Source organism: Marinilabilia salmonicolor (genome assembly GCF_003003035.1).
Lineage (GTDB): Bacteria > Bacteroidota > Bacteroidia > Bacteroidales > Marinilabiliaceae > Marinilabilia > Marinilabilia salmonicolor_A.
This window is the reverse complement of record NZ_PVTS01000029.1, coordinates 1-21,720: the sequence shown is the minus strand read 5'-3', so window position 1 is coordinate 21,720 and position 21,720 is coordinate 1. Positions and strand designations below refer to the sequence as shown.

At 40.8% G+C, this 21,720-nt stretch carries 19 protein-coding genes and 1 tRNA gene; 17 read left to right on the top strand and 3 right to left on the bottom strand.

Annotated elements, in window-relative coordinates:
• The first annotated feature begins 127 nt into the window (after positions 1-127).
• The 4 genes from BY457_RS18345 (at position 128) to murB (ending at position 5,521) form a co-directional block, all read left to right on the top strand.
• Positions 128-595, top strand: coding sequence for a hypothetical protein (locus BY457_RS18345; protein WP_258176793.1), 468 nt, complete (start codon positions 128-130; stop codon positions 593-595).
• Positions 596-612: 17 nt separating this feature from the next.
• Complete coding sequence (locus BY457_RS18340; RefSeq protein ID WP_106154786.1) at positions 613-1,368, top strand: glycosyltransferase family 2 protein; 756 nt, start codon at positions 613-615, stop codon at positions 1,366-1,368.
• A 645-nt stretch (positions 1,369-2,013) separates the two neighbouring features.
• A complete protein-coding gene (locus BY457_RS18335) occupies positions 2,014-4,410 on the top strand; it encodes a polysaccharide biosynthesis tyrosine autokinase (RefSeq protein ID WP_106154785.1) in 2,397 nt (798 codons plus the stop codon).
• 100 nt (positions 4,411-4,510) lie between these two features.
• Positions 4,511-5,521, top strand: a complete 1,011-nt coding sequence (murB, locus tag BY457_RS18330) for a UDP-N-acetylmuramate dehydrogenase (protein WP_106154784.1) — start codon at positions 4,511-4,513, stop codon at positions 5,519-5,521.
• Positions 5,522-5,539: 18 nt separating this feature from the next.
• Here the strand turns inward: murB and mltG are convergent, their stop codons facing one another.
• Entirely contained in the window at positions 5,540-6,616 is a 1,077-nt protein-coding gene (mltG, locus tag BY457_RS18325; protein WP_106154783.1) for an endolytic transglycosylase MltG, read from the bottom strand.
• A gap of 583 nt (positions 6,617-7,199) precedes the next feature.
• Here mltG and BY457_RS18315 point away from each other — a divergent pair.
• Together BY457_RS18315 and BY457_RS18310 are read left to right on the top strand one after the other, a co-directional pair.
• The gene (locus BY457_RS18315) at positions 7,200-7,679 is read left to right on the top strand and encodes an SPOR domain-containing protein (protein WP_106154781.1); all 480 of its coding nucleotides are present in this window, start codon (positions 7,200-7,202) and stop codon (positions 7,677-7,679) included.
• Positions 7,680-7,719: 40 nt separating this feature from the next.
• Positions 7,720-8,916: an FprA family A-type flavoprotein gene (locus BY457_RS18310; protein ID WP_106154780.1), complete on the top strand. Its 1,197-nt coding sequence runs from the start codon at positions 7,720-7,722 to the stop codon at positions 8,914-8,916.
• Between the two features lie 208 nt (positions 8,917-9,124).
• On the opposite strand, the gene BY457_RS18305 is transcribed toward BY457_RS18310, so the two are convergent.
• Positions 9,125-9,649: a DUF7935 family protein gene (locus BY457_RS18305; protein ID WP_106154779.1), complete on the bottom strand. Its 525-nt coding sequence runs from the start codon at positions 9,647-9,649 to the stop codon at positions 9,125-9,127.
• 193 nt (positions 9,650-9,842) lie between these two features.
• Here BY457_RS18305 and BY457_RS18300 point away from each other — a divergent pair, with 193 nt between their 5' ends.
• From BY457_RS18300 to BY457_RS18275, 5 genes are all read left to right on the top strand, one after another.
• The gene (locus BY457_RS18300) at positions 9,843-11,036 is read left to right on the top strand and encodes a pyridoxal phosphate-dependent aminotransferase (RefSeq protein WP_106154778.1); all 1,194 of its coding nucleotides are present in this window, start codon (positions 9,843-9,845) and stop codon (positions 11,034-11,036) included.
• Positions 11,037-11,327: 291 nt separating this feature from the next.
• Entirely contained in the window at positions 11,328-12,065 is a 738-nt protein-coding gene (locus tag BY457_RS18290; protein ID WP_106154776.1) for a cell division ATP-binding protein FtsE, read from the top strand.
• 139 nt (positions 12,066-12,204) lie between these two features.
• Complete coding sequence (locus BY457_RS18285) at positions 12,205-12,732, top strand: FKBP-type peptidyl-prolyl cis-trans isomerase (protein ID WP_106154775.1); 528 nt, start codon at positions 12,205-12,207, stop codon at positions 12,730-12,732.
• A gap of 129 nt (positions 12,733-12,861) precedes the next feature.
• On the top strand, positions 12,862-13,932 hold the full coding sequence (gene aroC / locus BY457_RS18280; protein ID WP_106154774.1) for a chorismate synthase: 1,071 nt from the start codon (positions 12,862-12,864) through the stop codon (positions 13,930-13,932).
• Between the two features lie 46 nt (positions 13,933-13,978).
• Positions 13,979-15,385, top strand: a complete 1,407-nt coding sequence (locus BY457_RS18275; protein WP_106154773.1) for a dicarboxylate/amino acid:cation symporter — start codon at positions 13,979-13,981, stop codon at positions 15,383-15,385.
• A gap of 447 nt (positions 15,386-15,832) precedes the next feature.
• Here BY457_RS18275 and BY457_RS18270 read toward each other — a convergent pair whose 3' ends face one another.
• Positions 15,833-17,044, bottom strand: a complete 1,212-nt coding sequence (locus BY457_RS18270; RefSeq protein ID WP_258176792.1) for a sensor histidine kinase — start codon at positions 17,042-17,044, stop codon at positions 15,833-15,835.
• A gap of 263 nt (positions 17,045-17,307) precedes the next feature.
• Here BY457_RS18270 and BY457_RS18265 point away from each other — a divergent pair.
• From BY457_RS18265 to BY457_RS18240, 6 genes are all read left to right on the top strand, one after another.
• Positions 17,308-17,381: transfer RNA gene (locus BY457_RS18265), tRNA-Pro, on the top strand.
• A gap of 704 nt (positions 17,382-18,085) precedes the next feature.
• Complete coding sequence (locus tag BY457_RS18260; protein ID WP_106154771.1) at positions 18,086-18,391, top strand: nucleotidyltransferase family protein; 306 nt, start codon at positions 18,086-18,088, stop codon at positions 18,389-18,391.
• Positions 18,381-18,713, top strand: a complete 333-nt coding sequence (locus tag BY457_RS18255) for a HepT-like ribonuclease domain-containing protein (protein ID WP_106154770.1) — start codon at positions 18,381-18,383, stop codon at positions 18,711-18,713. The genes BY457_RS18260 and BY457_RS18255 overlap by 11 nt, the downstream gene beginning before the upstream one ends.
• 232 nt (positions 18,714-18,945) lie before the next feature.
• Positions 18,946-20,247 carry a DNA methyltransferase gene (locus BY457_RS18250; protein ID WP_219885187.1) on the top strand — a complete coding sequence of 434 codons (1,302 nt, stop codon included), beginning with the start codon at positions 18,946-18,948 and terminating at the stop codon, positions 20,245-20,247.
• Positions 20,244-20,567 (top strand): hypothetical protein, encoded by a 324-nt coding sequence (locus tag BY457_RS18245; RefSeq protein ID WP_106154769.1) that lies wholly within the window; start codon positions 20,244-20,246, stop codon positions 20,565-20,567. The genes BY457_RS18250 and BY457_RS18245 overlap by 4 nt, the downstream gene beginning before the upstream one ends.
• Complete coding sequence (locus BY457_RS18240; RefSeq protein ID WP_106154768.1) at positions 20,560-21,279, top strand: MjaI family restriction endonuclease; 720 nt, start codon at positions 20,560-20,562, stop codon at positions 21,277-21,279. Before BY457_RS18245 ends, BY457_RS18240 begins: the two co-directional genes overlap by 8 nt.
• The last annotated feature ends 441 nt before the right edge of the window (positions 21,280-21,720 follow it).

The window sequence follows — 21,720 nt, the reverse complement described above, 5'->3', positions numbered from 1 at the left end:
CAAATGTCAGATCTACTAATGGGTTGCTGGTTCATGTGTTTGGAAAACTGGCAGCAGCTTTTATTGGATTGATAATTTAACCCTTAATTCGCATTATAATGTGTTCTCTAAAAAACAGAAAATATTCATGGGTGATACAGGCTCCATGATTATCGGATTCATACTGGCCACCATGGCCTTGCAGTTTATGGAAGCCAATGCCCCGGCGGTCAGGAGCAACCTGAATATTCAGATGATTTCAGCACCGGCTGTTGTAGTGGGAATTCTGATTGTCCCGGTTATCGATACTTTGCGGGTTTTCTTTTTGCGATTGTCGAAAGGAAACTCTCCTTTTGTAGCCGATAAAAACCATATTCATCATCGTTTGCTGACACTTGGATTTTCGCATATTCAGATTGCGTTGATTCTGGGGGGTGTTAACATCTTTTTCATTGTGCTTAATTTTTTGCTCAAAGACTTTGGGATGCTGAAACTTATGGTTTTAAATCTCGTATTGGGATTTGTTATATTTTATCTGCCCGCTATGTTTATTCGCATCAAACTGAAAAAGTTGCGGAATGATCAGGTGGAGGTTACCCCTTCCGGGATGGATTGATTTTACGAAAAAGAAATATGAGCAAGAGAATATCCCTTATTACCGTCACCTATCAGTCGGCAGAAACGCTGAAAGATACCATCGAGTCAGTGCGTCGTCAGCGGTTTGATGATTTGGAGTATATTGTGGTGGATGGCGGTTCGGTGGATGGCACCCTGGATATTCTGAAAAACAGTTCCGACGTTGTGGATCGCTGGATCAGTGAGCCGGATAACGGAATTTATGATGCCATGAATAAAGGAATCGCACTTGCAAGCGGCGAAGTGATAGGGTTTTTACACGCAGATGATATGTTCGCAAACGGTGAAGTAATTGGAAACGTGTTGGATAGGTATGATGATTCGAAATTTCATCTGTTGTATGGTGATCTGGAGTATGTGCGTTCGGAAAACCCTGAACAAGTGGTGCGATTCTGGCGCAGCGGTTCTTTTCGGAGACAGCAGTTACAACGGGGGTGGATGCCTCCTCATCCTACTGTTTATGTGAGACGCGAATTTTTTGAGAAAATTGGCGGATTTAACACCGAATATCGTATTTCAGCCGATTATGAATGGTTGCTGAGAGCCCTTTCTTTTCCGTCCGTCAAGGTTGAATATCTTCCTGAAGTTTTGGTTAGAATGCGTATGGGGGGGGCCAGCAACAAGTCGCTACGCAATGTGATTGCCAAGTCGGGAGAAGACTTACGGGCATTGAAGGACAATGGAGTAGGAGGTTTTCGAACCCTTTTCTGGAAGAATGCTTCCAAAATTTCCCAGTTTGTGCGCCGCAATTGATTCGAGAGTCTCTTTATCCGGTTTTTTTTATTGAGGTTTGTTGGTTATTTTAGCACCTTAAATAGTGTTTGTCTATAAAGTCCAACTTCTGCGTTGTTGCTCAAAATCTAAATCCTCAAATACACTAGTATGCTGCGGTTTAGATTTTTCCCACGCCTTGAATTTGAACTTTTTAGCCTGAATTATTCATAAATAATTGTGATGAGATGTTCAAATATCAAGAAATATTGACTCTCGCAGATAGAAATGATGAAGGAAATAGTGAACTATTTTCAAATTATTTTTATTGAGGACGTCCATATTTCGCAGATAGTTGAGCATCATAATAGATGATTTATGAATAGAGCAGGCTAGTTCAAACACGTGAAAAACGCTTAGTTTATAGTCATGTGTCTGGTCAGAAAGTGCCAAGTGTAACGCAGCAAGCGGTACTTTATGTACAGAGCTGTCCATAAGCTAAGCAAAATTTGTTTTTAGACCTGTTTTCTGGTCAGAAAGTGGCAATTGCCAGGCTTGCGAAGGCGCCAAAAATGGAGTTTACTAATCGTAAATGAGTATTTTGGCGGCAAGCGTAACAGCCTGCCCCGATCCTTCGGGGGCGCAAGTGGTACTTTATCGACAGAAAATAAATAAAATTAATTCTGTATGGCAATACCTCCCAAAGGACCAGCAAATGTAGCAGGGCACGGACCCGGTTTCAAAAACGATGGTTTTTCCGATGTTAAAAAGATCGTCAGGCTGGTGTTGCATCACTGGTTTCTGTTTGCAATAAGTATTCCGCTGTTTCTGGGTGGTGTTTACATATATCACCGTTATACCTTGCCGGTTTACAAAGGTACGGTTACCATGCTTTTCAAGAGTGAAAGCGAGAGAATGATGCGTGATATTAACCTTATGGAGGGTTTCGGCCTTTCCGCCGAGGTGCGCAATATTGAGAACCAGTCTTTTATCATCCGCTCACAGAAAACCATCAGGGAAGTTATTGATCGCCTTGATTTCCGGGTTTCTTATTTTGCTGACGGGCGTTTTAAGGATACAGAGCTGTATCAGTCTGCTCCTTTTGTTATTGAGCTTGAAGAGTCACATCCCCAGATACTTGGTTCGCCCATTTATATCTCTATGTCGGGAGGTGGCCTGATAAATGTTTCAGCCTCTTCTGAATCAGGAATTCTTCATCGGTTTGATGAAGACCGGACCGTTGGAAGGGCGGTACCATTCGAATTCGAGAAGACTGTAAAACCCGGAGAGCTGGTTGAACACGAAAATTTTGCTTTTAGGATTCATCGCAACGATGGCTTAACTTCCGGAGCCGGCGAGTACTTTGTTCAGTTTCACTCTCATAATCAGTTGACATCCCGATATCGGTCACGTGTTAGCGTGAGCAATTACAGGGAAGGCTCTTCCATTGTTTTTATCGGCTCTACCGGTAATAATCCTCGAAAAATTGTTGCTTTTCTCGATGTACTCTCTGATGTGATTGTGGAGAACAACCTGAAAAGGAAAAACGATATGGCTTCCCGTTCACTGGATTTCATTCAGAATCAGTTGAAGAATGTAGCCGATACCTTGAATCAGACCCAGCAACAGTTGATGGCTTTTCGTCAGGAAAACAGGTTTATGGTTCCTTCTGAATTTGCCTCCGATCTGGCGGGACAGTTTATTGAGAAAGAGAAAGAACTGCGGTTGCTCGAAATCAAATATGATTATTTTCAGCAGCTGAAAGAACGGCTGAAAAGCGGGGACATGAAAGAGGAGTATCTGCTCACTGCCTTTGCCAACGATGATGCAGGCGTGGTAAATCAGTTGGTAGGTAAATATATGGATGTTTTATCGGAACTGAAATCTGTGGAGCTTACGGCCGGAACTTCCAATCCTTATTATCGCCAACTGGAGCAGGAACTGAAGATTGTGAGCGAAACAATGATTCAGGCCATCGATAAAAGGATGGAGTCGATTCTTGTTCGCCAGGGGGAAATGAAGAGGCAGATTGCTGCACTGTCGGGCAGAATGAATAATCTTCCCGAATTGGAGAAGGAATACCTGGAGCTGGAAAGGGCTTTTAAGTTGAATGATGCCATTTATACTTTCTTACTGCAAAAGAATTCAGAGACTCAGATTGCAAAGGCATCAAATATTCCTGATAATGAGGTGCTGGATCAGGCTACCATTTCAGGGGTGGTGTCGCCCGATAAAAAGGGCAATTATGGGAAAGCGTTTCTTTTATCGTTGATTCTTCCCGCAGCAATCATCGGGTTGAGGGAGATGTTGAATACCCGTGTACGCGACCGTCAGGAGATGGAGACCATTGCCGGTGATTTTCCCAATATGGGTAGCATCGTTCGGAACCGGGTGGTGAGCGAAAATGCGATAAACCAATCACCGCACTCACTTTTGGCCGAATCTTTCAGGTCGTTGCGAACCAAAATACGGTTTATGCTGGCTGAAGATACGCATCAGGTAATTTTGCTGACTTCTACCAATACCGGTGAAGGGAAAACCTTTTGTGCGCTCAACCTGGCTACGGTATTTGCCATTTCAGGGAAAAAAGTTGCTTTGCTGGGGTTTGATATGCGAAAGCCGAGGTTGTCAGAGATTTTTGATAAAAATCAAAACATCGGTATCTCCAATTATCTTTCCGGCATGAATGAAATTGAGGAGATCATATATCCTTCCGAAGTTGATAATATGTGGCTGGTGCCTTCGGGTGTTACACCACCCAATCCGTCTGAGTTGATTGCTGGTGAGCGAACCAGTGTACTCTTCGATTACCTCAGAAGTAATTTTGATTTGATTATTGTTGATACTCCTCCCATCGGTCTGGTGGCTGATGCCCGTATTTTGATACAATATTCCGATTGTCGCTTGTTTGTGGTAAGAGCTGGTATGACTAACAGAGACCATTTTGCAGCTACTGTAAATGAACTGCGCAATGAGAAGATCGACAGGGTAGGGCTGGTATTAAATGACATCAACCCGGGAGACAAGCGTTACGGTTATTACAATACGGGTTATTACGGACCACCTGCCGAAGATTCACGTTAAATTGTCAGAAGCTTTCTTTTGAAAGGTAATTTATTCAATCTGTCTTGTTCAGACTATTCGGAACAGGTTGATTTTTGTAGAACACAATGCCCATTTTTTAATGCAACACTATACCAATTATTCATTAAAGAAACGCAATACATTTGGCCTGGATGCAAAGTCAAAAGATTTTTATGTATTTGAGAATGCTGAAGAATTGAGTGCCTGGCTTGGTCAGAATCAGCCCGGAAATCAGATTTTGGTGATTGGAGGAGGGAGCAATCTGCTTTTCACCAAAGATTTCGAAGGTGCAATTTTGTCACCCGAAATGGGGGGAATAGAAATAATTAAGGAGGACGAAAATGAAGTACTGGTTCGTTTTGCAGCAGGAGAGGAGTGGGATGTCTGTGTGCAATGGGCTGTGGAGAACGGGCTGGGTGGCATTGAGAATCTTTCTTACATTCCCGGGAATGTCGGAGCGGCACCTGTTCAGAACATCGGAGCCTATGGTGTGGAAGTGGCAGATGTGGTGGAGTATGTGGAAGGTTTGATGCTGGAAGATGGTTCATTTTTTCAGAAATCACGTTCGGAATGTGACTTTGATTATCGATACAGCATATTTAAAGGTCCGCTAAAAGGCAAAGTGGTGGTAACCGGAGTGGTGCTTCGGCTATCCCGGAAGCCTGAGTTTTCAATGGACTATGGGGCAGTCCGCGAACGTGTGCATTTAATGGGTGGTCCTTCTCTGGCAAACATCCGAAAAGCGATTGTGGATATTCGTAAAGAGAAACTGCCTGAGCCGGAAGAGTTTGGAAATGCCGGGAGTTTCTTCAAAAATCCGGTTGTAGAGGCCTCCTTTTATCAGCAATTACAGCAGAAATGGCCGGAGATTCCCGGATATGTGCTTGAAAACGGGAAAAAAGTGAAGGTTCCCGCCGGCTGGCTGATTGAAAAGACCGGCTGGAAGGGCCGTGAGTTTGGAAATGCCGGAGTTCATAAAAACCAGGCTCTCGTCCTGATTAATCGCGGCCTTGCTACAGGCAGTGAAATTGCAGGACTGGCAAAGGCTATCCAGGAGGATGTTTATTCCAGGTTCGGTGTACAACTACATCCTGAAGTCAATATTTTATGATATTGATTTCTTGACTTTTTATCGCCAGATTCTTCTTTGACTCAGTGCTCTTCTGTATTTTGCAGCATTGATGTTATGCTGACGCAGGGTTTTGGCAAAATTGTGATAACCCGAAAAATCATCTTTGGCACACATATATAAATAATCATGATCTTCGTGATTCAAAACTGCCTCAATGCCAGAAACAGAAGGGAAACGGATGGGGCCGGGGGGAAGTCCGCGGTACATATAAGTGTTGTAAGGAGAATCTATTTCCAGGTCGCGGGACAAGACTCTGTTGATGGTAAAATCGCCCAATACAAATTTGATGGTCGGATCGGCCTGTAACCGGATGCCTTTGTTTAGCCTGTTGATATACAGCCCTGCCACTGTTGCTTTTTCATCGCTTTTTACCGTCTCTTCGTCCACGATGCTGGCAAGTGTGGCCACTTCGATGGGCGTCATTCCCGATTTTTTAGCTTTTTCCAGTCGTGCGTCATTCCAGAACTGCTTATATTCGCGGTGCATTCGTGCGATAAATTCCTGTGCATCTGTATTCCACCATATCTCATAGGTGTTGGGAATAATCATGGCAGATACCGTGGCAGGAGAAAATTCGTATTTTTTTAATAAGCTGGTGTCACGCAAAGCTTTTAACAGGGATAAAGAGTCTGCTTCTATGGTTTTTGATACTTTTCCGGCCAGCTCTTCAGCGGTTCTTACATTATTGAAGGTAAGTCTGACGGGGCTTTGCAATCCGGCCCGGAGCATATTTATCAATTCATTATTGTTCATGCCGTCCCTAAGCAGGTAATGACCTGGGGGTACTCTTTCCGGATATTCTTTAATTTTTGCCAGCCATACAAATGATTTGGTGTCCTTAAGGAATCCTGAGACCTCAAGCAAGCCCCTGACATCCTCAAACGTGGCGTTGGTGGGGACATAAAAACTTTCTGTTTTTTTACCGTCAAGTAAGACGTTGGGCGCAAATATCTTCTGCTGAAAACTAAGTGCCAGCCATGCTCCAATAGCTATGACAATAGAAACTACGACAAAAAAGATGATCAGTTTTCGTCCGGTTTTCTTATTTCGTCTGGTTGATTGTTTTAATGCCATCGTTATTCAAATTGGATAATACAATATACATTGGTGACAAAAAGGCCGTAAAAATACAACTTTATTATAAATGGCGGACCGAACTTTTTGTTTGTTTCCAATGATTTTTTTTGCAATTTTGATGCCGTTCTTTGAAGGCCGGTTTTGCAGGGATTTTGCAGTTGGCGGCATAGAATATGAAAAGTCCGGAGAATAGAATTCTGAGAGATGAGACGAGCCCCTACTAACCCTTAAATATCCTGAAAAGGCCCGTCATTGTGAGTTCGCACCTAATCTGTCCTTGGTAACGTAGTGAAGCAATCTCAAATTTTTAACCGGACACCAGAAACAATTATATTATATCCTAATGAAACGAGCATGGCAAGGGATGTCACAAAAGACAATGTATAAATTTTTAACATGTGAGTTCCATCAGACCAATAACTTAGATAAATTATATACTGATGAAACGAGCATGATATTTTTTAAGCATAAATATCACAAAAGAATATGTTTAAAAAATATTATGCGAGAGCGAAGCGGTTCCATTCGTTCTCAGATTTTTAATTAGTTTTTTATCAGATAATTACAAATTTTTAAACGAATGAAAAAGATACTTTTTATTGCCTTAGCAGTGTCAATGCTTGCATCCTGTGCCTCTATGCGGAAAGGGTCCTCCAAAATGGCCTCTTCTCCCTATGCCGAGGGTGTGAAAGATGATGGCATTGAGGTGCGTGAAGATGTGCGGCCGGTTGTCAGGGAAGAAGTTGAAGAGTCTTCAGAGCCGGCCATTGTGGTAAGAGAAGAAAAAGTGAAAACCGTTGATGTGGAAGAGACTACCGAAACCATTTTCCGCTATTATGTCATTATCGGCTCTTTCCGCTACATTGAAAATGCCCGTAATTACAAGACAGAATTGATCAGCGAAGGATTTGTGCCCGTCATTTTGGAAAATGAAAACGGGTTGTTCCGTGTCTCTGTTGCGGCATACAATGAAGAGCAACCTGCCAGGAACAATATTGCTGCCATACGACGCAACTATGCCAAATATGCAGATGTGTGGCTGCTCATCAGAAAGCAATAACCGAAAAGAATATTTTTTAATAAATCAACTGTATTTAATTATGTATCAGCCAGTACAATTATCCGAGGATATTTTTTACATTGGTGTAAACGACAGACGAACAGAACTTTTTGAGAATATGTGGCCGCTTCCGCGCGGTGTGGCTTACAATTCATATCTCATCAATGATGGTAAGGTTGCACTTCTGGATACGGTAGAGATTGGACAGGTAGAAAAGTTCCTGAAAAAAATTCATGCTGTTATCGGTGATAAACCTGTCGATTATCTGGTAATCAATCACATGGAGCCCGATCATGCAGGGTCTGTAAATATTATCCGTCAGTTGTATCCCGATATGAAAATTGTGGGGAACAAAAAGACGCTTCCCATGGTGGAAGGCTTCTTTGGTATAACAGAGAACCTGGTGGAAGTGAAAGAGGGAGATGAACTGGATCTGGGGAGCCATAAACTTCAGTTTTTTCTGGCTCCTATGGTTCACTGGCCCGAAACGATGGTGACCTATGAACAAACGCAGAAGATTCTTTTCTCAGCCGATGCCTTTGGTAGTTTTGGGACATTGGATGGTGGTGTTTTTGACGATGAGATGGATTTTTCATGGTTTCATGATGAAATGCGCCGTTACTACTCAAATATTGTTGGTAAATACGGCAGCCCTGTGCAGAAAGCACTCGAAAAACTGAGTGCACTGGATATTAAAATAATTGCAGCCACGCACGGACCTATAATCCGCAGTCACATTCCCGAAGTATTAAAGATGTATGATGACTGGAGCAGTCACAAAACCCAGGAGGGCGTTGTGGTGGCCTTTGCTTCCATGTACGGGAATACCGAGGAGATGGCGGAAGTCACTGCCCGGGCCATTGCTGAGCAGGGCATCAGAGACATCCGAATCTATGATGTTTCAAAGACTCATTCTTCCTATATTATTTCTGATATCTTTAAATACAAGGCACTGGTATTGGCAAGTCCCACCTACAGCAATGAACTGCACCCAAATATGGAGGCTCTGGTAAATAAGCTGAAGCACATGGCAGTAAAGGATCATTATCTTGGGGTTTTGGGGTCGTTTACCTGGGCCGGAACTGCTGCTAAGCGTCTGAAAGAGTTTGGTGAAGAGCTGAAATGGGAGATTATTGGAACTCCTGTTGAAGAAAAGCATGCACTGAAGAAACAAAAATACGACGAATGCCGTGATCTGGGAGAAGCTATTGCCAGCAGATTGAAAGCTGACAGATAGGAATAAATCCGTCTCCGATAATAAATGCCCGTCTATAAACTAAGCAAAGTATCTCAAGTTCGCTGTGTTTGTTCAGAAGGTTCCGTTTACAAGGCTTGCCATTAGCGGAAATGCGGAGTTTACTCGAGTAAATGAGCAATTTCCGCTAATGGCGTAACGTAGTAAACGGGACTTTTTGGACAGGCACTAATCAGGGACGGCTTTGTTTTTATCTGATACCAAGTTCATCCACATCTTTCCGAATCTTATCCAGCGCTTTAGTTACAGCCTGGTTGGCGGTTGCTCCGGCATCTTCGATAATCCGGCGTCCCAGTTCAAACGATGGAACGTTGGGCGGAACCTGCGTGGAGGCAGTGTTAATGACCCGGGAGACCTCCTCCCGTGCTTTTTTTATTTGTTCCCAGGTATCTGAAGGAAGGTAGATCTGCATGGCAAGATTGTGGCCAAATTCGGTGCGAATGGTTTTGAGCAAATGACTTTGAAGCTGAAAGGCATTCATGTTTTTTTGTTGTTCACGCAACACGAGGGATTCCGGAGAAATGCGCTCCAGAAACAACGTAAATCGTTCAAATGCCTGAAGCCGTTGCGTCAGGAGCTGGTTGCTGTTGGCCATCAGGAATTCCTGACGTCTTTTTTTGGCTTCATGATCCAAAAACCATTTGACCAAAATTAAGGTAAAAACCGCAATTACAGTTATGGGGGCAAATATCAGGATGAGTTCTGTTTTTTCCATTTCTTAGAAACTTTTGTGTCTCGGTGAACAAAGTTAATGATTTTCTGATTGTATAAATATTCCTAACCTTAAATATCCTTAACCTTGTCAGGTGCAAAAAAAGACTATTTTTGTGCATTCATTCCTAACCTGATACCAAAAAGAATGAGAAATATGCTTAACGGCTTTGCCGAAGATAAAAACATACATTAATATGGAACAATTATCAGACAGACTGGCCCGGTTGCCTGAATCAGAGACTATAGCGATGGCGCAGAGAAGCCGGGAATTGCGCGAACAGGGAAAAGATATTATCAACCTGAGTTTGGGGGAGCCTGATTTTCCCTCGCCTCCTCACGTGAAAGAGGCAGCCATTAAGGCTGTTCAAGATAATTTCTCTCATTATACCCCTGTTCCGGGCATCCCCGAACTGAGAGAGGCCATCGTTGCCAAGCTAAAAAGAGACAACAATCTGGAATACCAACCATCAGAGATTGTTGTTTCCACCGGTGGAAAACAATCTTTGTCCAATGCAATCTATGCACTGGTAAACGAAGGAGATGAAGTTATTATTCCTTCGCCTTACTGGGTAAGTTATCCTGCGATGGCTCAATTGGCAGGTGGAAAATCTGTTTTTGTGTATGCCGGCATAGATCAGGATTTTAAAATTACTCCTGATCAACTGGATGAGGCAATTACTCCGAAAACAAAAGTTCTGTTGATCAACAGTCCTTCCAATCCTACAGGCAGTGTGTATTCTCTTGCAGAATTAAAGGCACTGGCAGCTGTTTTGGAGAAGCATCCTCATGTATTTATTATTTCAGACGAAATCTATGAGTACATCAATTATGATGAACCCCAACATTCATTGGCAGAGTTTCCTTCCCTGAAGGACCGGGTAATTATTGTAAATGGTGTATCCAAAGGATTTGCCATGACCGGTTGGAGAATTGGATATATGGCAGCTCCTGCATGGATTGCTTCAGCTTGTTCACGTTTACAGGGGCAATATACTTCGGGAACTTCCGGAATTTCTCAGAAAGCAGCATTGGCTGCCATTGAAGGCCCTATGGATTATACCAACGATATGGTTGAGGCTTTCCGCCGGCGACGTGAGTTGGTGGTTAAGCTGGCCAACGATATTCCCGGACTTAAAGTCAATAATCCGGCAGGTGCATTTTATCTGTTTCCCAATGTGAGTGCATTTTTTGGAAAAAGCTATGAGGGGAAAACAATCGAAAATGCCAATGACCTGAGTTTTTATTTGCTGGAGCATGCTTATGTGGCTACAGTCAGCGGAACAGCTTTTGGAAATAAAAACTGCATCCGGTTTTCTTATGCCACCAGCGATGATTTGTTGAAGGAGGCAATGCGTCGCATTAAGGAAGCTTTGGCAGCTCTTAAATAGTTTCTGTCCATAAAGTACCACTTGCGTCGTTACGCTTGCCGCCAAAATACTCATTTACGATTAGTAAACTCCGTTTCTGTCGGCTTCGCAAGCCCCCGAAGAAAAATCGGGGCAGGCTTTGTAACTGGCACTTTCTTGACAAACACATGACCAGAAACAAAATTTTGCTTAGTTTATAGACAGGCACTAAATAGCAGGTGATTTTTGATAAATGCAATTTCTCCTTTATCTTTAAAGATTGGGATTGCAACCTGATTAATAAAGCAAATAAATCATTAATGTAATGAATCCATGGCCAAAGAAACACAACCGGTAATCAACAAAAAAGGAAATATTGTAGAAATTTCTGACGGTTTGGTGCGTCAAAAGGAAAACATCATTCTCAGAGATGTTAATCTTGAGGTAAAACCGGGAGAGTTTGTCTATTTGATTGGCAGGGTTGGTAGTGGAAAGTCCAGTTTGCTGAAGACTTTTTACGGAGACCTTCCTTTTACCGACGGTTATGGATTTGTAGTCGGATACAGCCTGAAAATGCTTAAAAATCGCCAACTTCCGTATCTTCGGAGAAAGATGGGCATTGTATTTCAGGATTTTCAGTTACTTACCGACCGAAATGTCTATGACAATCTCCAGTTTGTGCTGAAAGCTACCGGTTGGAAGAACCAGACCGATATGGATCATCAGATCAGGGATGTTTTGTCGAAAGTGGATATGGTTCATAAAGGATACAAAATGCCGCATCAACTGTCGGGTGGTGAGCAGCAACGCATTGGTATTGCCCGTTCGTTACTGAATAAGCCTGATTTGATTCTTGCTGATGAGCCTACCGGAAATCTGGATCCCGACACTTCGGATGATTTGCTGGAATTGCTTCATCATATTTGCAAGGAGGAGTCAAAAACGGTAATCATGGCAACACACAACTACGGGTTGATCAAGAAATTTCCGGGACGAACCATTCGTTGTGAAAATACCCGATTGGTGGAGTCAGCCCAGGAAGAAATTGATTTTGACCAGTTGATTGAATAAAAAATCAGAGAGTAAGGGACATGGAGCATGGAGCAATTATCAACTTCATCAGTTCATAAATTTTCCGACACAGATTTGATTAAGAGTCAAAAACTGTGTTACTTTGCAACTTGTTTAACGAACAAAAAGAATATACAGAATGGAAATTGCAAGAAACAAATTTGTATCGCTTTCATATCAATTGCGTCTCAATGGTGCCGAAGGTGATTTAGTGGAAGAAACCGGAGAGAACAATCCTTTACAATTCGTTTATGGAGCCGGAAAAATGATTGAGATGTTCGAGAAAAAAATCGAAGGTCTTAAGCAGGGCGACAATTTTAAATTTGAATTGAAAGCAGACGAAGCTTATGGTCAGGTAAATACTGAAGCTATTGTGGATCTGCCCAAAAATATCTTTGAAGTGGAAGGCAAGATTGATGAGTCTTTGCTCAAAATTGGCAATATGGTGCCTATGCAGGATGCCAATGGTAACCGCTTGAACGGAATCGTTCTGGAAGTAACCGATGATACTGTGAAAATGGACTTTAACCATCCGCTTGCAGGTGATGATTTGCATTTTGCAGGTCAGGTGCTTGAAGTACGTGATGCTACCGAAAACGAACTGGTTGAAGCTGTTGGTGGTGGCGGATGTAGTTCAGGATCTTGTGGCGATGGTTGCAGCTGCTAAAAACCAAGAAAATTTTATTAAAAAAGGTGTTTCATTGATTGATGAAACACCTTTTTTTTGCTCATGTAGCCTGCATCACCTATTTTTACAAAGCATTTTTTTTGAAAACGATATTAAAACAAAAATACAATGGCAGGTAATACCTTTGGCAGAATATTTAAACTGACCTCTTTTGGTGAATCCCATGGACGCGGTGTTGGTGGAATTCTGGAGGGCGTGAAGCCCGGTCTGGAGCTGGATATGGACTTTATTCAACAGGAACTGGACAGAAGGCGTCCCGGACAATCCAAAATTACCACACCTCGTGACGAAAAGGATCGCGTGGAGTTTCTTTCCGGAGTGATGGATGGAAAGGCTACCGGGACTCCTTTAGCGTTTGCTATTTGGAATAAAGATCAAAAATCTAACGATTATGACAACCTCAAAGATCTTTATCGCCCATCGCATGCCGATTATACTTACGATGCCAAATATGGAATTCGGGATCATCGTGGTGGTGGTCGTTCGTCAGCCAGAGAAACTATTGCCAGAGTTGTGGCAGGAGCCATCGCTAAACTGATGCTGAAAGAAACGGGTGTGGATATCACAGCCTTTGTTTCTCAGGTAGGAGAATTGAGGATGGAAGAGGTGCCAGAAGATTTGTCCGCCATCGAATCAACGCCCGTACGTTGTCCGGATACTAAAATGGCAGAACGCATGATTGATTACATTGATAAAATACGTCAGGAAAAAGATTCAGTTGGGGGAGTGGTCAGCTGCGTAATCAGAAATGCTCCGGCAGGTCTGGGCGATCCTGTATTTGAGAAGTTACATGCTGTTCTTGGCCAGGCAATGCTGTCCATTAATGCCGTTAAAGGTTTTGAGTATGGTTTGGGTTTTAAAGCTTCTTCGATGAAAGGGTCTCAACACAATGATGAGTTTTACACCGAGGCAGGTAAAGTAAAAACCCGTACCAACCGGTCGGGGGGTGTGCAAGGGGGCATCTCCAACGGAGAGGAGATACTCTTCAGGGTGGCTTTTAAACCTGTGGCAACCATTTTGAAAGACCAGAATACAGTGGACAAATCGGGCAATGAGGTGGTAATGAAGGCTCGGGGGCGACACGATCCCTGCGTAGTGCCGCGGGCAGTACCTATTGTTGAAGCAATGGCTGCCATGGTAATAGTGGATGCCTGGCTGATGAATAAAACTTATCAGTAGATTATTGCTAATTGCTCATTGTTTATTGTTAATTGCTAATTGAAAAATGGGAAAACTTCCGCTTCATTGGAAAATCATTATCGGACTTGTATTGGGAATTCTTTGGGCACTTGCATCCAGCTGGCTGGGGTGGGGCACATTTACCGAAAACTGGGTATCCCCCTGGGGCCGGATTTTCATTGATCTGTTGAAGTTGATAGCTGTTCCGCTTGTTTTGTTTTCAATTATTGGAGGAATTGTCAGTTTGGGGCATCCGCGAGACCTGGGGAGGCTTGGTGGAAAAACCCTGTTGTTTTATCTTGCCACCACCGTTATCTCTGTAACAGTGGGACTGGTGTTGGTTAATGTACTGGCTCCCGGAAAAACCATAGAAAAGGAAGTTCGCCTGGAAAACAGGATGGGATATGAACTCTGGCTGCAGGAGCAGGGGCTGACTCCCAAAGATGGAAGGTGGTTTTCCCGCGACAGCACTTATCATCAGTTACTGAGCCAGGTTGCTCAAAAAAGGGGATTTGAAGAGACGGAGGAAGTCCGTGTTCGATTGGAAACCGCACAGAAGGCAGAAAAAGATGGTCCGCTGGTTTTTTTGGAAGATATGGTGCCGGGCAATTTGTTTTTTAGTTTGTCCGATAACCGTAATATGCTGCAGATAATATTCTTCGGGATATTTTTTGGTGTTGCCCTGTTGTTTATCCCTTCAGAAAAAGCGGCACCGTTGAAGCGTCTGATCGATTCGGTGGCTGAAGTGTTTCTTAAAATGGTGGAGCTGATAATGGCTGCTGCTCCATTCTTTGTCTTTGCGCTGATGGCGGGGATGGTCAATCAGATGTCAGGAGGAGATCCGGGGCATGTGCTGGAACTATTTAAAGGATTGACCTGGTACTCACTGGTCGTGGTTTTGGGGCTGGTAATAATGGCCTTTGTTATCTATCCCGCATTTATGGCATTTTTTGTTAAGGGAATATCCTTTATGGAATTTCTTCGGGGCATCAGTCCTGCACAAATGCTTGCTTTTACGACCAGCAGCAGTGCTGCCACACTGCCCGTAACCCTCGAATGTGTCGAAGAAAACCTCAAGGTTGACAAACGGATTTCCAGTTTTGTCCTGCCCATCGGCGCAACCGTTAATATGGACGGAACCAGTCTTTACCAGGCAGTGGCAGTGGTCTTCCTGGCCCAAATGCACCTGGTGGACTTGAGCATAGGTCAGCAACTTACCGTTGTACTTACTGCTACTCTGGCCAGTATCGGAGCTGCTGCCATTCCCAGTGCAGGAGTGGTAATGCTGATGGTTGTTTTGAGTTCGGTAGGCCTTAATCCGGCATGGATTGGTATTATTTTGCCTGTTGACCGGATTTTGGATATGATGCGTACCGTGGTTAATGTCACAGGAGATGCAACCGTTAGCGTTGTAGTAGGGAAAACAACGAATTTGGATAATATTGAACAGTAGTGTTAAACACACCATAGGAGATGCAACCGTCTTCACAATTGGGGATAAAACCACTAATCTGGAAAATAAAACGCTAAAGGAGTAGCCTATTAATGTTTTACTCCTGATATTCATGTTTTATTTGCAAAATATTTCTAAAATGGCGTAGCCATTTTTTGTTGGGTGTCCACGAATTATCCGAATTAATATAACTCCATGCAGTTCTTAAAAGAGTGTTGCAATTCAACATTCGCCTGCAGGCATAAATTGGTGTGATTAGTACCCGTCAGCTCTCTTGCTTGCTTGCAAGAACAGACAATATTATAATTTACTTTTTAAGGTGTTACCGAGCTTCTTTCAGTGGTTTCGTGGCCAAAAAGAAGTAATTGCGCAGTAATCAACTTATCCAGCTAATTATCAATTGGCTTTCTTTTACTTGTTTTGTGCTGGCGATGCAAGGTTAGAAGATTATGAGAATGCTTGTTCCTTTTCCATTACGGGAATATTGACCGGATGCCCGGAATCTTTTTCACCTATATTACATGAAATAACTTCGGAAGAAAAAGAAAAAATAAAAGTCGATCCTTTGTTGACTTCTGAATGAAGTTTTATTTGCCCATCTAAGAGATTTAAAATAGCCTTGCAAATCGAGAGGCCTAAACCTACACCATCTGCAGTAGTGTTGACGTTTGAGCCGTTGTTGAGCTGACTGAAACGTTCAAATATTTTCTCTTGCTGTTGTTTGGGAATACCTGGGCCGGTATCAAAAACAAAAAAATGTATTCTTTGATTCTTTAGCCTGACTCCGTAGCGTATTTCTCCCTGGCGGGTGACTTTTATGGCATTGGTTATCAGGTTGGAAAAAACCTGAAACAACAGTGTCCGGTCACTTTTAATGACAATGTTTCTGAGTTCATCAGGAATGTCCTGTTCAAAATGAAGTTTGGTTTTCCTGATCTGGGTGATGTGAGCATTAAATATTTGAGTAAACAAGGAACTGATGCTAAATTCTGATGTGTTTATTTCCACCAGTTTGGCTTCCAGTTTTGATAAATCCAGGATGTTATTCAGCATGTTGAGCAATAAGTCGCTGTTTTGCCGGATAATGTCAATGTAGTCGTGTTGTTCACTCTTGGTCAGGTCAGGGCTTTTAAGTAATTCAGCAAAGCCCACTATGGCATTCATGGGGGTACGGATTTCATGGCTCATATTGGCCAGGTAAGCAGATTTTTGCTGATTGTCCTTTTCCGCCTGTTCTTTCTGCTGGATTATTATTTGTCGGGAATAGGTAAGTGCCGGTACAACAGCTAAAAAAAGAAATGAAATAACCACCACAAAATCCAAGGTTCTTTGTTTGGCCGATTGATACATTGCTACCATGTCGGGAAAGTGGAGTTCCAGCAACAGAAGGGCAACTACATTTAGTCCCAGAAGCAGAGAAATGAAACCCACTCCGGGTTTTGGTTCCAAAAAAACAATGAGGGCCATGAACGCCAAAAATATAATGGGAGAGGGGCTTTGTGATCCGCCATTGAATATCCACATCCCGTTGAGCGTAATTACGGCAGAAATGTAAAACAATCCTTTTGCAAACGAGCGGTATTTTTTACCTGGATAACGGAAGAGAAAGACAACCAGAAGAAGAGTCAGGCTGATAATGGCACTCCATACCGTTACCATACCGGGTAGGCCAATTAAAAAATTAAAAAGCGTACTTACAGCAGAGAATAAGAAGGTCAGGCATACTATCAGGCAAAAAAAATGATCTGTATAATCATCCTGTTCAGTCAGAAATTTTTTTACCAATGTTTTTGTAAAATGTTTAAGCATATGGGGTTAAGCTTTTATCTCGCGCAAATGTCCAAAATTATCCTAACAATGTAAAGTTATTTCATAAAAAAAATATATTTTTGCAATCGCAAACGGGGAATATTGCCTGTTTTCGGGGTGTAGCGCAGCCCGGTAGCGCGCGTCGTTCGGGACGACGAGGTCCCAGGTTCGAATCCTGGTACCCCGACTTTTCAGAAACCATCTGAAATCAAAAGCCTGTAAATCGTATGATTTTCAGGCTTTTTCGTTTTTAATAAATCAATTCAATTTAGTTTATTTCAACAAAAATGAGAACAAAACGGTGAGTCAATTATTTTTGACTCATCAGATAGCTACAAGTCTTATGTAGAAAGGCTTTCAGCGTTTTCAATCTCATTTGTTTTGAATCGAATCAGGTGTTTTTGGTGAACAAAAGGGTGAGTCATCACCAGAACCAGGTCAATTCATTTCATCCGTATAAAATTAATTTTTCAAGGTCGGATGGAACTCGCATGTAAGAACTTATACATATTCTTTTGAGGCAATCATTGCCATGCTCATTTCAAATCAAAATAATTAGTTTGTGGAAAAATGTTAATTTTCATTGGAAAAAGAAAACAAAAAAGTTAGTTTTACGGTAACCAAAAAGCTAAAACAAATTGGAGTCCCAACCCCACATAAGGATTAACGACAAATTGAAATATCTCTCCTATAATGGTTGGGGGATGATTGACAAAGAATATAAAGGTGTGCAATTCATTCGTTATTTGGATGTTTTGTGCACCTTTTGTTTTTGATAAACGAAATATAACCGCACATTAAGGTGCATTTATAGAATGTTGTAACCTATTGAACGAAAAAACCGACTTGCAGAATAGGATAAAGAAGAATAAATTTGTAAAAAAACCAGCGATGCAAAGACTACTATTAGATAACTTAGAAAATATCAGAACGTTATGTGACAATAATAACGTAAAGTCCCTATTTGCATTTGGTTCAGCTTGCTCAGAAAACTTCAATGACACAAGCGATATTGATTTACTAATTTCTTTCAAGCCTATGGATTATGGTGATTATGCTGACACTTATTTTGACTTGATATACAAATTTGAAGACCTATTTAAACGACCAGTTGACCTAATTACCGATAAATCATTATCAAATCCTTATTTCATAGAATCTATAAACCAGAACAAAACCCTTCTTTATGAATCTTGAGATTAAGAAGTTTCTATTTGATATATACGAATCAATTGAGTCAATTGAAAACTATCTAGGAGAGAAACGTGATTTCAAGATATATCTATCTAACAAAATGCTACGTCGGGCAATTGAGAGAGAGTTTGAAATTATTGGCGAAGCTATGAATCGTGTTGATAAATCAGATTCAACAATTGAAATCTCCAGCAAAAGACAAATTATCGACATGCGTAACAGAGTAATTCATGGATACGATAAAATTGATAATGAAATCATTTGGGGAACAATTGTCAGACACTTGCCAAGACTTAAGCAAGAAATAAAAGGACTTCTAGGATAGAAATCAACAGGTTACAACACACGTTATAGTGCATGGCTAAGTTCCATATTTTAAGCAAGTATCTTCCGCCGAAGAAAACCCTTAACGGCCAGAAAACTTCTACCTAAATAATTAGCCACGCACCATATCGCTGGACGTTACAAGCAAGCGTAAAAAAGACCATGCAACAATTAATAAAATTTGCAAACGAAAATGAGTACTTTTGTTTTTTTAAACAAATAGAAAAATCAAAATGGAATTAAAGACAAAACATAAAATCATTAATGGTGATAGCCGAAATATGGATGAATTAACTGATAATTCAGTTGATTTGGTAATCACATCACCACCTTATTGGCAATTAAAAGATTATGGCACCGAAAATCAAATAGGATATAATGACAGCTATGAAGAATATATAAACCATTTAAATTTAGTTTGGAAAGAGTGTTACAGAGTATTAGATAATGGTAGTCGATTATGCGTAAACATTGGAGACCAATTTGCAAGAGCTGTCTACTACGGAAGATATAAAGTAATTCCAATAAGAACTGAAATAATAAAATTTTGCGAAGCCATCGGTTTTGATTACATGGGAGCTATAATGTGGCAAAAGAAAACCACTTCAAATACAACTGGTGGTGCTTCGCTAATGGGTAGTTATCCCTATCCAAAAAATGGCATTATTTCAATTGATTATGAATTTATTTTAATCTTCAAAAAATTAGGGACTCCCAAAAAACCAACAAAGGAAATTAAAGAAATGTCAAAAATGACAAAAGAAGAATGGAAAACATATTTTGATGGACATTGGTATTTTGGTGGTGCAAAACAAGATGGACATATTGCCATGTTTCCAGAAGAATTGCCAAAGAGATTAATTAAAATGTTTGCATTTGTTGGGGATACAGTTCTTGACCCATTTCTTGGTAGTGGAACGACCTCACTTGCAGCAAGAAATCTGAATAGAAATTCAGTTGGCTATGAAATGAATCCTGAATTTATTCCATTTATAGAAAAAAAACTTGAAGTAAATCAAGGTAACATTTTTGATACTAATTATGAATTTATTAAACAAGATAAACTAAACATTGATTTCAAGAACGAAATAAAGGATTTACCGTATGTTTTTAAAGACTTCCACAAATTCGACAAAAAGACTGACCCTAAAAAGTTGCAATACGGTTCAAAAATAGACCAAAATGGCTCAACACAACGAGAAGACTACTTTTCTGTAAAAGAAATATTAAGCCCTGAATTAGTGAAGTTGAATAATGATTTAATTGTCCGACTTATTGGTATTAAAGAAAAAAAAGAAACAAACGGTAAAGCTATTGAATTTTTACAACTCAAAACAAAAGGGCAAAAAGTCTTTTTAAAATATGATGAAACCAAACACGATGAAAAAAATAATTTATTGGTTTATCTGTATTTAAAGAATAAAACGTTTTTAAATGCTCACTTAATTAAAAATGGTTTTGCAGATGTGGACACCACAATGAATTTTAAAAATAAGGATAAATTTATAAACTATTTAAAAGAAGCCTCATTATGAACGAAGAACAGCTAAGAATATTGGAGTATTTAAATCAGAATGCAATCGGCTATAATAATAGAAAATCTTCTTCGGAAATACGCGATGCTTTAAATTTAGAAAGTGGTGGTCCGACAAATGAACATGTTAGAAGTTTAATACGAGATATGATTTTTAATCATGGATGTTTAATCGGTAGTCTGATGTTTAGAAAAGGATATTGGATAATAGTAAATGAACAAGAATTAGAAAGAGTTATAAATCATTTAAACAGTAGGGCTGACGGAGTTAGAGAAAGAGCAAATATTTTACAACAAAACTGGGATAATAGAGATGAGTAAAAAAGAAATAAAAAAATATGCAAAACCTTTCGGCAAGAAGGAAAAAGTATTGAATTACACAAGTAATACATATCAACTTACAAGACCAAATAAAGTAGGTGCAGTTATGGCGTTAATTCGTGAATGCCAGCCAAAAGCAATTGAAGAGTGGGAAAATTATTATTTTGAAAAAGCTTATACAGCCAAAAAAGACAAAGTAAAAATAACCAAAGATACCTTAGAAGAACTTGGCGAAAGATTATATGCAAAAATAACTGAAGTAGTAATACCAGAATGGACAGCCGCATTTCAAGATTTGAGTTTACAAGACTGCAAGGATTATATCTATCAAGTTACCATTGTTAGGACTTATGACGGTTTTCTGTTAGAAAAATCAGTAATTAATGATGGGCTTTCAAAAATATTTCCAGAAGTAGAATTTGAGGAAAGCGACTCTGAATTAGACCATGCAGGAGACATTGATTATCTCGGTAAAGTAAATGACAAAGCTTTCGGAATCCAAATAAAACCTATTACTGCAAATGCAAATTTCGGCAATTATAAAGTTACTGAAAGGATGAGTAAAAGTTTCCAGGACTTTGAAAATAAATATGGAGGTAAGGTGTTTGTTATATTTTCAGTAAGGACAGGAGACAAAAAGGTAATTAAAAATGCAGAGGTAATAGAAGAAATTAAAAAGGAAATCGACAGATTGAAAAACGCCAGCTTGTAACATTTAGGGCTGAATTAATCCCCACGAGATAAAAAATCCCGCTTCTAAAAAAGTGGCGGGATTAATTTTGCCCATTGTTGGACTTTACCCGGACGTCAGCGTTTTAGGGAGCTGTAGCGCTTTTGGGGGTATATAGGAATTTCAATGCATTAGGCAGCAATTTACGAGTGATTTGTTGCCGGAGTATTTCTGATTTGGAAGTCCGGACTGACGAATTTTCTATGCAATATTTGATTTTTTCAGTCATTTCATCTTGGTTTCTCGAGCCATTTGACACCTTAGGGCATACCTTTCCCGGTCACCGGCCGTTCTGAGTCGTTGTTATTTGAAATACAGATTATTGAACGTAAGCCATCGGCCTCCTACATATTGCATCCTCCGGTCTCCAGCCGTTACTTTGATGGCAAAAAATGAGGATGACATTAACAACATTTAAGCAAC